Source organism: Dyadobacter sp. SG02 (assembly GCF_900109045.1).
In the GTDB taxonomy this organism is placed as follows: domain Bacteria; phylum Bacteroidota; class Bacteroidia; order Cytophagales; family Spirosomataceae; genus Dyadobacter.
The window spans coordinates 289,538-301,629 of the sequence record NZ_FNYL01000006.1; the positions used below are offsets into that span (position 1 = coordinate 289,538).

Here is a 12,092-nt window from a genome sequence, read left to right on the forward strand (position 1 = left end):
ATAAATGCTAAAATACGGCTAACGCTTAATTTTTTCTAATTCCTGTGCATTGACTTTGACCGGATATTTCTCCTGCAACTTCGCCAGCCATTGCTTTTCGAGCTCTTTCTGGTAATCGTTGATCACCGTTCCGCGTGCTTCCGGGAAGGTTTTCGGACGAGGCGGATCGATTTTCGCAACATGGACCCACACAAAACTTCCGTTGCTATTGACCGTCTGCTCGCCTGCCTGCCATTTGAAACCGGCCACCAACGGATCGGTTTTCGGGAAATAGCCTTCCCGGATCGTCACCGCGCCGGGTGCATCGGCATTGTAAACCTTCTCCACATCGTTTTTCGACTGGCTGTAAAACTGAAATGCGACCCTGCGGTTGCGCTCCGGTTCGGCCGATTGCCGGAAAGAACCATAGTCTTTTTCTATGATACGCAGAATCGGGATGTTTCGTGCATTTAAATATTTCGCAACATTGCGGGCACGGGTCGAAGAAATGGTTTCCGGCTCGTCGGCAGAGCGGTACCCGGCGATTTCGACGACATAATCCGCATTCTTTTCCATGATAATATATAGGTCATTCAGCGCTTCCAGCTGCTGGTTGCCTATTTCCGCGGAGTTTACCGGAAACAGCAGCTCTTTCGATTTTCTTTCGAGCTTGTAAGGGCTGGTAGCTAAAGTTTTTTTCACGCTGTTCAAAGTTTGCGTGTCCTTTGCCACCACAATGGTTGCAAATGCGCGTTCGGGGTAGTTGTAACGCTCCTTATTTCTTTCGTAAAAGCCGCGCTGCCCGGTGGAATCGGACAGTGAGCGCTGCCAGACCTGCTCTTCCATGATTTGCGAAAGCAGTACGCCCTCCCGGATCTCGCTCATGAGGCTGCGGAACTCGGGATTGGTCTCTTCCAAATGCGCTTTTTCATATTCTACGAGCGATTCGGTAAGGTAATCGTTATAAAAGCGCCGGAAAACGATGGCCGGCGATGCGTCTTTCGGACGAGGCGTTTGCTTGCGTTTCACGTAGTTCAGGAACGACAATGCATCGTAAGGCTGCTGCTCGATCCGGAACAGGGTAATATTCGACCAATCAGCAGACACGGCACGCTGGTAATCCCATTTGCCCGTTCTTAAAGTACTATCGGCCAATGCCGCGACCTGTTGCCACTGATCGGCGGCTTCCTGTACGGCATATTTCTCGCGCAGCCGCTTTGCATTAGCCTGCTCGATTATCTTGCCACGCGAATCGGTAACCACTTTTTTGCGGAGCGACGGCGCCATATTAGCCAATGTTTCGATCGGGCGTTTTTCGACCAGGCGGATAATGTGCCAGCCGTACATCGTCAGCACGGGTTTGGAATAGGATTGCACGCGGGTCAATGCAAATGCAGCCTCCTCGATTTCGGGAACCATCTGACCCGTGCCAAACATCGGAAGTAACCCGCCGTTCTTTCTGGACTCGCGGTCGTCGGAATACTTGTCGACGATCATATTCCATTCGGCACCATTCTGCAATTGCGCATAAGCCTCGTCGATCCGAACTTTGGCTGATTCTTTCTGGGCCGCTGTGCCCGCCGTGTCGACCTTGATCATAATATGCGCTACCCTTACCATCCCGCGATTGTTCCGGCGGTCGCTGACCTTAATCAAATGGTAACCACCTTTCGTGCGTACAGGTTGTGATATTTTGCCGACCGGCAATGTGTAAGCTGCCGTCTCAATCGGATAGAGCGTCTGAAAAGCCGTAAAATAGCCCAGGTCGCCTTTGGTAGTTCTGGCTGCCGGATCTTTGGAAAAGCGCGCGGCCATGTCGGCGAAGTCGGTACCTTCTTCCAGTCGTCCGCGTAGCGCGATCGCCGCGCGGTAGGCTTCGAGCGTGTCCGCGGGAGAGGCGTCTTCGGATACGCCTACCAGGATGTGTGATGCCCGTACTTCCTGTTTCAGGCGGTTATAAGCTTCGTTGGTCAGTTTTTCGACCAGTTCTTTGTCTACCAGGTTATTTTTGGCCAGCTGATCGCGGTAGGAAGCAATTTCTTCCCGGTAATCGAGCGTAGTATCTTTTCCTTCCGATTTGGCTTGCAGTACTTTGATTTTCAGATCGGTATAAAGTGGTAGATATTCTTCCGGGGTCAACGCCCGGGTTGAGTCGGATGCGAACTTGTTTTTATTGTAAGAATCCTGGTAATCGTCAATGGAGAATTGCTCCTTTCCGATTTCGAGCAACGGCTGCGTTTCGGCTACCGTTTGCTTCGGCGGGGCCGCGGTTTTACACGCGCTGACAAGTGAAATCGTAATGAGACCAATATGGAATTGTATTTTGGACATATTCAGAAATTGTATTAGGCTTTCGCAGTTGCTCAATAAAAACCGCGACAGCGCTCAAATATTGTAAAGCCAGCAAAGTTAGCCGCTTTCTCGTCAGGACAAAAAAATGCGGGCGGGTATGTGGTTTGCAGCGTCCACATTTCCCCATCTCGCCGCGCACAGTTATGGCAAAATTTTCCCACAAAACCCTCTGAAATTTGTGCCCGATTTTTTGAAAAAAGTTAATCAATTGGTTTTTATGACTTAAAAAGGAATTACTATTTAAATACCGTTAAATAAGTATTTCACAGTCAATTCGGGTACAATTTTTTAGGAACTTATTCTACAACGCTTTAACCTTTACAGCATATGGAAGAGAGCAAGGGAAATGAGTTCATTCAGATGATCAGGCAGTTATGGAATGAGCAGAAGAAACGGGAGGTTCTGTATCTGGAAGCATTGAAGAAGGACGGTATGGGGCCATTCAGGCGCGTACTGAGTCAGGGACATGTGAGCGCCGTACTTTTTCAGAAGGAAATCCGTGCTGTGTACGATTATTTCAAATGTTTTCTCAACGATAAGGAGCTGGCGGATCAAAATCAGATCACGTCGCATTCCTCCTTGCAACTGCTCGAAGCCGCAAACGGCAAGGAGGAGGTGGCTTCTTGCCTGAAAAAAATAGAAGCGGCCACGCTTCAACTCTACAAATCGCTCCGGCATTATCTCGACAGGGAGCCCGAGGCACAACGCCTGATGGACGAGCATCTTACCCGCACTTCGGAGTTCTACGAAATGTTGTGCAAGTTGGAATCAGGCAGCCAGCGCAGCTATGGGCTTACGGCAGCGGCCTGATCGTATTCATTAAATTTCGTATAATTCAATTGGTAGGTCGTCGGGATCGGCAAAGAAAGTGAATTTCTTGCCTGTAAATTCATCGATCCGGACAGGTTCGGGGAAAATACCTTTTGCATTCAAATCAGCGATTGCTTCTTCTACATCAGTTACCTGGAATGCAATGTGTCTGAGTCCGCAAGCTTCCGGGCGCGATACGCGTGCGGGTGGCGAGGGGAAAGAAAACAACTCGATAATATACTGGCCGTTCAGTGAAAGATCGAGCTTGTAGGAATCGCGCGCTTCGCGGAAAACTTCCCGATCAATATGGAATCCCAAAATTTCGGTATAAAACTGTTTCGACTTCGGATAGTCGGAGCAAATGATCGCGATATGGTGTACGGCTTGTAATTTCAGCATTTTGAAAAAATAGTTGAGAATAACCTCAAAGATAGGGGCGCCACTCAGATCTTGATAAAAATCTTCTTTTTGTACATCCACCGCAGGATAAGCCATTCGGTGAGCAGGATCAACGCGCCGCTCACGAGCGAGGCGTAGCCATCCCCAAAAATGGAATCATAATGCTGTCCCAAATGGATTTTGAACGACCCGCGGATGAAACTGCCGAATCCATCGGCGATCACATAGGCTGCAATCGAATTGGTACCGATCACGATCAGCGGGAAGAACCAGGGTTTTAAACCTTTCACATCCACCACAAAATAGAATGCGGAAAGTAGCAGAAATGCGCAGCCGCCGCTGAAAAGTGTCCACGCAGGCGTCCAGATGCGTTTCACGATCGGATTGAGGCCGGTGAAATGGAATGCCAACGCAAGTACCAGCAGCACCGCCGCTGCGATCAGAAATCGCTTCAACAACAGTGATGACGATGTCGCAGATTTCAGCCATTTGCCGGCGATCAGGCCCAGTAGCATGGTTCCTAATGTTGGTATAAAACTCAATGTGCTGTAACCGCCCCCATTGTATTCGAAAGGCTTCTCGCGCGGGAAGAGATTCAGGAACCACCGGTCGAATGCCCAGGCGGCATTGGTATTTTTGTTCCAATGTGCGGCGAAACCTTTGAGATTATGCTCCCAATCGGCCGTGGTACCGGTTTGCGACCAGTCGAAACCAGGGCCGGGAAGCGGATATGCGGCAAAAATGGCTGCATACCCTATCAAAATAACCGCTAATGCACCCCATTGAATCTTTTCGGATGCAAATCCCAATGCAAACAGGATCGGGTAACCGAGTCCTATTTGTGTCAATGTATCTTCAAATGTAAAATTCGTCTGCTCCGAATGCATCGAACGCAGAAAAATGCCAAGGAATATCAAAATCAGAGAGCGCCGGATCGTGTGCATCCACATCACCGAAACCGATTCGTTGCGGCTCGCGCGGCTAGCCATCGAATAGGGCAGCGCCACCCCGACGAGGAATGAAAATGAAGGTTGAATCAGGTCGTGCAGCGAGCACCCTATCCACGGAACATGACTTTGGTGAAAATCCAGAAACGCCCAGAATGCGCTCTCGGGAAATGCTTCGGCCACTCTGCTGAGCCGCAGCACTTCGGCCATCATCAGGAACATGACAAATCCACGGTAGGCGTCGACAGACGAAACACGTTGAGGCGGCAGGGTAGTGGTTTCTTTCAAAATAAGGTGGTTTAGGGAACGGTTACATCCCAAAAGAAAAAACCTCACAGGATTTACCTGCGAGGTTTTTATGGTAATGCGGATCAGGATCCGTTATACATTCATCTTTTTAAGCTCCTTCACGGCATGGTCGGCTGCACGCGCGGTCATCGCCATGTAGGTCAGCGACGGGTTCACGCAGGATGCCGAGGTCATGAAGGCTCCATCGGTAACATATACGTTTTCTGCACCCCAAATCTGGTTGTGCTTGTTCAGAACGGACGTTTTAGGATCGTTACCCATACGTGCCGTACCCATTTCGTGGATACCGATACCCGGGTGTTTCGATTCGTCGTTGTAAGGCGTCACGTTTTTCAGACCGGCCGCTTCGAGCATTTCGGCAGCGTCGTTCATCATATCCTGGCGCATTTTCTTCTCGTTTTCACCATAAGCGGCATCGAATACGACAACAGGCAAGCCCCATTTGTCTTTCTCGGTAGCGTGCAGGGTGAAGCGGTTTTTCTCGTCAGGGATCATTTCACCGAAACCACCGATATTCATCGTCCATCCGCCTGGTTGCGAGATTTCTTTTTTGAAGTCGGCACCGAAACCGTCGGTCCCTACGCCACGGCCCCAGCTTTCGCGGCTCGCACCACCCTGGTAACCGAATCCGCGCACGTAGTCGCGTTTGTCATTGCCCCAGTTGCGGTAACGCGGAATGTAGATACCGTTAGCACGGCGTCCGAAGTAGTACTTGTCTTCGAAACCATCAACATCGCCTCTTGCACCTACTGCCAGGTGGTGGTCCATAATGTTACGTCCCAGTTGGTCGCTATCGTTACCCAATCCATTAGGGAAGCGTTTCGATTTCGAGTTCATCAGGATCGATGCAGAAGCAATCGCCGACGCATTCATAAAAATGATTTTGGCAAAATACTCCTTCGTTTCAAGGGTATTCTGGTTGATCACGCGGACACCGGTCGCTTTGTTTAATTTATCATCGAATATTACTTCAGAAACAATTGAATCGGTAACGAGTGTAAGGTTGCCGGTTTTCTGTGCCGCAGGCAATGTAGCCGCCTGAGTACTGAAATAGCCTCCATATGGGCATCCGCGCATACACATGTTACGGAACTGGCACGCTGCGCGACCGAGCTCGGTGTGGAATGCCTGCGGCTGCGTAAGGTGCGCCGCGCGGCCCATGATGATGTGACGGCCAGCGAATTTTTTTTCTACCTCGCCTTTTACGTGTTTTTCCACGCAGTTCATCTGCATTGGAGGCAGGTAATGCCCGTCGGGAAGTACGTCCAGGCCGTCTTTCGCGCCGCTGATACCCGCGAATTTCTCTACGTAGTCGTACCATGGAGCAATGTCGGCATAGCGGATAGGCCAGTCGACACCGATACCTTCCTTGCCATTCGCTTCGAAGTCAACAGGGTTCAGTCGGTAGCTCTGGCGTCCCCAAAGCAGCGAGCGGCCTCCCACGTGGTAAGCGCGGATCCAGTCGAACTTGCGGGTTTCCAGGTAAGGATTTTCTTTATCGTTTTCGAAGAGGTAACGGTGCTCTTCGTTGGCGGTGTAGCCTGTGCGCATGCCTGCCCAATATTCTTCTTTCGCCACGGTGGTAACCCGTCCGCGGTGTTCGAGCTCCCAGGGTGCGAGGGTGGCGGTTTTATAATCGACAATGTGTTTGATGTCCCGGCCTCTTTCGAGCATAAGTACTTTCAAACCCTTTTCGGTCAGTTCCTTAGCGGCCCATCCGCCGCTGATGCCCGAACCCACCACAATCGCGTCGTAAGTGGCTTGTTTTGTTGCTTTTATGTTCAGATTCATGATGAATTTGCTTCAAAAATTTTAAAATAGGCCTTCATGGCCCCTTATTTGAATATTCGGGGATTACATCGCCCAGTTTTTCTGGCCTGGTTTCAGGTCGATGCAGCCGTCGTAACGACCGGGAACGGCCACGTATTCCAGCGCCTGGGTAGCACCCGGCTCGGAAGTGAAATAGCCCAGAAGCGTCAATTCCTTCATCAGGCGGAAGAACGGCACACCGGCGTCGGTGTATTCCTTACCTGCTTCGGTATATTTTTTCTTTTCATCACTTGCCTTCGCGAGCTCATCTTTGGCGTCGGCTTCCATTTCTTTCAGGATCTTGGTTTGTTCCTCGGGTTTTGCTTTCAGAAAATCCTTCTTCTCCAACTCTGCCAAACCCTTATTAAAGCTTTCCTGGTCTTTCGCCGCATAGCAGTCTTTGAGCATCATTTCAATAAACTCACCCACTTTCGCATCTTTCGCACCGGGAGTGTCAGTTTTTGGAATGATAATTTCGGCCACTTCCGAAACAAGTGTCTTGCGGTCAGCGGAGAACGGAAAGGTCATTGCCGAGGCAGTTTCCGTAGAAGACTTGCAGCCTTCCAGAAAAGCCAGCATGGTGGGCGCGGAGAGTGTGCCACCCATTAATAGTGCCACACGACCAAGGGCATCACGTCTTTTCATCTGATATACTTAATATAGGTTAACAATCCAAAGTGAAATTCTGCATTTGATAAATGCAATTTTGAACAGCCTGCTAATTTAGGAAATATTCTGACTCGTTAGTTGGTTAGAATGATTCTATATAGGCGTCTGGGCGGTATAGAGCTATTTCAGAGGGTACTCGGAGGGATTAAATTTATATTAAAATGTAACCGACTGTTTTAAACTCAGCCGGTCAGTTGAACGATTCAGAGAACCATTAAATTGCAGCCGCGGATATCGGAATTATCGAAGCGGCCCATGACGTAAAATGTGCCGGGCTTCTCCCCGAACCGCCCGAGGTCCTGCGTCTCGATGAACGAGCAGGTGTCGAGGTTGGCCAGGTCTATCACATTAATGCCGCCGGTTTTAGACGAACCCAGGTTGTGGTCGCTGACGGCGAAAGGATCATTAATATCACGAAGGAGAATGCGCATCGAATATCCTGGTACGAACAGGCCATTACCATGCGAGTAGCCTTGCGAAAGGAGTTCCGTCATGCCGTATTCCGAGTGGATCGCCGGTATGCCGAAGCTCGCGGTGAGCTCGTCGTGTACCTCTTCCCTGAGCATTTCCCTGCGGCGGCCTTTCATCCCGCCGGTGTCCATCACCGTGAGATGTTCGATGTTTTGAAGAAATGAAAGGTCGAAACTGCTTTCGGCCAGATCCAGCAATGCGAATGTAACGCCCAGCAGCAGAATACCTTTGCCGTCAGGATTGTCGGCGAGGTGGCGCAGGCGGTGCAGCATTTCCCCCGTATTATGAAGGTAGAACCCGGAATATTCCGATTCGCTCTCTTCAATAAAATGTTGCATCATATACACGAGCGAGGAGTTGCTTCGTTCAAGGTATGACGGTAGCAGCGCCAGGATATGAAAGCGGTTCAGGTCGCCATAATTGTGCTGGAAAATGCGATAGGAAACTGCTTTGTAAAGCGGTTCGTCGTAAAGGTGATGATGGCTGGTAGAAAGGCCGGTAGTCCCGCTGCTCTGGAAAACAACTGACGCGTCGGAAGCATGCCCCGTAGCGACGCGATGATTCTTAAAAAACTGGATTGGAAGGAAAGGGATTTGTGCCACGGCGGTAATGCCCGCCGGGTCGATGCCCAAATGCCGGATATAATCCCTGTAAATAGGATTGTACTCGGCCTGAAAGCGGAAAACCCTGAGCGCAAGCGGCTCAAAATCGGCCGGTTCGAAGGTCACGATCTGTTCCCGTAGCCCTGCCCGTATTTCGGCAATGGATTTATTGTTTTGAAGTTCCAATCCTCTTACTTTCGTAGATACTTAAAAAGCAAAGTTAAAAATAGAACGCATATGAAGCTGAAAGTTTCCCTCTTCATCCTGTTAGCGGTCGCATCGGCGAGTTGCGTCGACATCCCCGATTTCGACGATACGCCGTGGATTGATTATAACGGCATCTCGCAGGAGACGCGGATAGACACCGTGAATGGTGCCCCGCAAGGAGAAACGGAAGTCGTGACGATAACGGTTGATTTTACAGACGGTGATGGCGACCTCGGTGCAACCAATGCGGAAGTGCAGGATACCGTTGGATTTACCAAGCAATATAAGAAAGCACCAAACTGGAACCTGGAAGCGAATTACGAACTGGTGACCATGATCAAGCGAAAAGACGGCTCTTGGAGCGAAACAATCATGAGCGGCGATTCTTTTAAATTTTTCCCAAGATTAAAGCTGGATGGTAAAGCCGGCCCGATTAAAGGTAAGCTGGACTTTAACGCACGTTTCCTCAAATCGCGCAGCACCGTTCCTACGACGGTAAAGTTTAAAGTCCGGATTATTGACCGCGCATTCCGCGTCAGCAACCAGGAGGAAACGGATACCATCGTGGTACCGCTCCTGCCATAATCTTTCAAGATTCTTCCAAAATATCGGCATTCAGGATTATCCTGAATGTCGTTCCTTTTCCTACCTCCGAGGTTTTGACAAACAGCTTGCCCGCGTGGTAATTTTCGATAATCCGCTTAGCCAGCGTTAGTCCCAGGCCCCAGCCGCGTTTTTTGGTACTGAAACCGGGATTGAAGATCTTGCTGGCCTGCGCTTTGGTCATGCCTTTTCCCGTGTCGGCAATGTCGATCCAGATCTCCTTCGCACGCGGGGGCGCTTGCAGCGTCACGTGGATTTGGCCCACACCGCTCATTGCATCCACCGCATTCTTGCAGATATTCTCGATCACCCATTCAAAAAGGTTCTTGTTCAGCAAGGCAGTTTGTTCGTCGGCAAGCTGGTTATGGACCTCGAATTTCACTTTGGACGAAACCCGTTTTTCAAGATAGTTGATGAAGTTGGTCACAATGGCTGCAATAGGCTCCTGCCTAAGTGTGGGAATAGACCCGATGTTCGAAAACCGCGTCGTGATCATTTCCAGCCTGATCACATCCTTTTCAATTTCTTCGGCAATGGACGGGTCTATCGTCGGGTCGCTGCGGAAATATTCCACCCAGGCCATCAGCGACGACAGCGGCGTGCCCAACTGGTGGGCCGTTTCCTTCGCCAGACCTACCCACACACGGTTCTGCTCCGCCTTCCGCGCGGAACTGAATGCGAGATAGGCCAGGTAGCCGATCAAAAGCATCACCGAGAGCTGTAAAAACGGATAGTAGCGGAGCTGCGTGAGCAAAAACGAGTTGCTGTAATAGATTTTTCCCGCTCGTCCTTTGCCCAGTTCCACCGGAATGGGCGGATGTTCGAGTTTCATTTCTTCCAGCCTTTCCTGAATAATGCGCTCGCGCTCCTGGCGGCTTATTTTGGCAGGGAACTTAATGTTCTTATTGGGGTTCGGAATGTTGTTTTCATCGACGTAAATGGCCGGGATCTGGTAGAAATTCACGGCATCTTCGATCACCTGGTAAATTACGTTGAAGTTCTCGTCCAGCGGACTGTTCACGACGTAGCGCAAGCCTTCCGCGTAAAGTTGTACCTCTCTTTCTTCACGTTCTTCCAGCTCTTCCACCAGCTTATCGGTATAAAACAGCGAACCAATGCTGAGAATGAGCAGGATGATCCCGATCACGTATTTGTAAAAGCTTTTCTGATCGTAAGTATCCATCAACGAGCGGCGCAGGCGCTGGCTATTCAGGATGGCTACGGGGTGCAGCTTGAAACGTGGTTTTTCTTTTGGGGTTTCGCTGATCATTCAGGGTCGGGCACAATCTGCCCGATGTTAGTGTTATAGTTTACAAATAACGCAAATAATTTAAGCTTAGTGGCTTTGCGACCGTTTTTCATCACCCACGCCGATCAGTTCAAAATATGACGAGGATCATGTTTTCAGGCCTTTCGCGGAGTGAAATTTGTATGACTTACGGCTGTTTTATTTAAATGCTTTCTAAATAAGTGAACGGTCATAGTTCCACATTCATATTATGATTTTTGTGAAGTATTTTTGTGCATCGAATTAGACAAAGTGATGTATAACCAGTTCAAATCAGTCAGTTTATCACATCGGAATGCTCCTCTTGCTATCAGGGAACAGCTTGCATTGAATGAGGCGGAAGCAAAGAGCATGATGCTTCGTCTGAAAGATTTTTTCGATATCTCCGACGTTCTTGCCGTCTCTACCTGCAACCGCACCGAAATATACTACTCTTCCTCCAACGATCTTAACGAAGACATTATCAAGCTTTTACTGATCGAAAAGGGTATTGAAGACGTAGAAAGTTTCAAAGCTTATTTCGAGCAGTTTTCCGAAGGCGACGCAGCGGTGCAGCACCTGTTCCACGTAGCCACTGGCTTGCAGTCGCAGGTGGTAGGGGATATGCAAATCCCGAACCAGATCAAGCACGCATACCAATGGTCGGCCGACCTGAATATGGCCGGGCCGTTTTTGCATCGACTGCTCCACACCATATTTTTTGCAAACAAACGCGTCGCGCAGGAGACATTCTTCCGCGATGGCGCTGCTTCCGTTTCCTATGCGGCCGTCGAGTTGCTCGAAGGCCTTATGCCGAATCCCAAAATCCTCGTGGTAGGCCTGGGCGAGATCGGCACGGATGTGTGCCGCAACCTTTCGCAGAATACCAATGCGGAAGTGACGCTGGTGAACAGGACCCGCAGCAAAGCCGAAGCGCTGGGCGCGGAGCTGGGTTTCAGAGTAGCGGATTTTGCAGATATTGAATCCGAAATTTCAAATGCCGACATTATCGTATCATCCATCCAGCGCGAAGAACCATTCTTCACCAAGGAAATGATGGTGCGCCTCCGTGGAATGTCGTTCAAATATTTCATCGACCTCTCGGTCCCGCGCAGCGTATCGCCGGAAGTGGAAGAAGTGCCGGGTGTGATGCTCTACACGATCGATTCGATCCGGTCAAAAGCCGACGAAGCATTGCAGCGCAGGCTCGATGCCGTTCCCCACGTGGAAGAGATCATCACCGAAGCGGTAGTGGAATTCAACGACTGGTCACGCGAGATGATCGTCTCGCCGACGATCCAGAAGCTGAAAGGTGCGCTGGAACAGATCCGCAAGGAAGAATTAGGTCGTTTTACGAAAAACCTCACTGAATCGGAGCTGGAAAAAGTAGAGCGCATTACCACCAGCATGATGCAGAAAATTCTTAAACTGCCTGTACTTCAATTGAAAGCGGCGTGTAAGAGAGGAGAAGCCGAAACGTTGATCGACGTATTGAACGACCTGTTCAATCTGGAAAAAGAGAAAGAAAGCCATTAATATCACATAGACCTCTTCCAATATCATACTCCCGGGCGTGCGTCCGGGAGTTTTTTTATGCACAAAAAAGAGCGGGTGACATTCGCCACCCGCTCTATGTATTACCTTACCCTCCACAATAATTAATTGTAT

General features: G+C 49.8%; 10 protein-coding genes. 3 read left to right on the top strand and 7 right to left on the bottom strand.

What is annotated here, in order from left to right; all coding sequences use genetic code 11:
• Window positions 1-18 precede the first annotated feature (18 nt).
• The gene (locus tag BMW93_RS16510) at window positions 19-2,310 is read right to left on the bottom strand and encodes a peptidylprolyl isomerase (protein WP_090378340.1); all 2,292 of its coding nucleotides are present in this window, start codon (window positions 2,308-2,310) and stop codon (window positions 19-21) included.
• Window positions 2,311-2,658: 348 nt separating this feature from the next.
• On the opposite strand from BMW93_RS16510, the gene BMW93_RS16515 reads away from it, so the two are divergent.
• Window positions 2,659-3,141: a hypothetical protein gene (locus BMW93_RS16515; RefSeq protein WP_090378343.1), complete on the top strand. Its 483-nt coding sequence runs from the start codon at window positions 2,659-2,661 to the stop codon at window positions 3,139-3,141.
• A 9-nt stretch (window positions 3,142-3,150) separates the two neighbouring features.
• On the opposite strand, the gene BMW93_RS16520 is transcribed toward BMW93_RS16515, so the two are convergent.
• From BMW93_RS16520 to BMW93_RS16540, 5 genes are all read right to left on the bottom strand, one after another.
• Window positions 3,151-3,540, bottom strand: a complete 390-nt coding sequence (locus BMW93_RS16520; protein WP_090378346.1) for a VOC family protein — start codon at window positions 3,538-3,540, stop codon at window positions 3,151-3,153.
• Window positions 3,541-3,584: 44 nt separating this feature from the next.
• Window positions 3,585-4,775, bottom strand: a complete 1,191-nt coding sequence (locus tag BMW93_RS16525; RefSeq protein ID WP_409013102.1) for an acyltransferase family protein — start codon at window positions 4,773-4,775, stop codon at window positions 3,585-3,587.
• A gap of 93 nt (window positions 4,776-4,868) precedes the next feature.
• Window positions 4,869-6,587, bottom strand: a complete 1,719-nt coding sequence (locus tag BMW93_RS16530; protein WP_090378349.1) for a GMC oxidoreductase — start codon at window positions 6,585-6,587, stop codon at window positions 4,869-4,871.
• A 63-nt stretch (window positions 6,588-6,650) separates the two neighbouring features.
• A complete protein-coding gene (locus BMW93_RS16535) occupies window positions 6,651-7,250 on the bottom strand; it encodes a gluconate 2-dehydrogenase subunit 3 family protein (RefSeq protein WP_090378351.1) in 600 nt (199 codons plus the stop codon).
• A gap of 227 nt (window positions 7,251-7,477) precedes the next feature.
• The gene (locus BMW93_RS16540) at window positions 7,478-8,533 is read right to left on the bottom strand and encodes an acyl transferase (RefSeq protein WP_090378355.1); all 1,056 of its coding nucleotides are present in this window, start codon (window positions 8,531-8,533) and stop codon (window positions 7,478-7,480) included.
• 51 nt (window positions 8,534-8,584) lie between these two features.
• Between BMW93_RS16540 and BMW93_RS16545 the strand changes: the two genes are divergently transcribed.
• A complete protein-coding gene (locus tag BMW93_RS16545; RefSeq protein WP_090378357.1) occupies window positions 8,585-9,139 on the top strand; it encodes a hypothetical protein in 555 nt (184 codons plus the stop codon).
• A 4-nt stretch (window positions 9,140-9,143) separates the two neighbouring features.
• Here BMW93_RS16545 and BMW93_RS16550 read toward each other — a convergent pair whose 3' ends face one another.
• Window positions 9,144-10,427 (bottom strand): PAS domain-containing sensor histidine kinase, encoded by a 1,284-nt coding sequence (locus tag BMW93_RS16550; protein ID WP_090378360.1) that lies wholly within the window; start codon window positions 10,425-10,427, stop codon window positions 9,144-9,146.
• A 273-nt stretch (window positions 10,428-10,700) separates the two neighbouring features.
• Here BMW93_RS16550 and hemA point away from each other — a divergent pair, with 273 nt between their 5' ends.
• Complete coding sequence (gene hemA, locus BMW93_RS16555; RefSeq protein ID WP_090378362.1) at window positions 10,701-11,960, top strand: glutamyl-tRNA reductase; 1,260 nt, start codon at window positions 10,701-10,703, stop codon at window positions 11,958-11,960.
• Window positions 11,961-12,092: the final 132 nt, after the last annotated feature.

Excerpts from the sequence above, each read along its gene's own strand:
- BMW93_RS16510 (WP_090378340.1), bottom strand. The coding sequence starts at position 2,310 with ATGTCCAAAATACAATTCCATATTGGTCTCATTACGATTTCACTTGTC.
- BMW93_RS16515 (WP_090378343.1), top strand. The coding sequence starts at position 2,659 with ATGGAAGAGAGCAAGGGAAATGAGTTCATTCAGATGATCAGGCAGTTA.
- BMW93_RS16520 (WP_090378346.1), bottom strand. The coding sequence starts at position 3,540 with ATGCTGAAATTACAAGCCGTACACCATATCGCGATCATTTGCTCCGAC.
- BMW93_RS16530 (WP_090378349.1), bottom strand. The coding sequence starts at position 6,587 with ATGAATCTGAACATAAAAGCAACAAAACAAGCCACTTACGACGCGATT.
- BMW93_RS16535 (WP_090378351.1), bottom strand. The coding sequence starts at position 7,250 with ATGAAAAGACGTGATGCCCTTGGTCGTGTGGCACTATTAATGGGTGGC.
- BMW93_RS16545 (WP_090378357.1), top strand. The coding sequence starts at position 8,585 with ATGAAGCTGAAAGTTTCCCTCTTCATCCTGTTAGCGGTCGCATCGGCG.
- BMW93_RS16550 (WP_090378360.1), bottom strand. The coding sequence starts at position 10,427 with ATGATCAGCGAAACCCCAAAAGAAAAACCACGTTTCAAGCTGCACCCC.
- hemA (WP_090378362.1), top strand. The coding sequence starts at position 10,701 with ATGTATAACCAGTTCAAATCAGTCAGTTTATCACATCGGAATGCTCCT.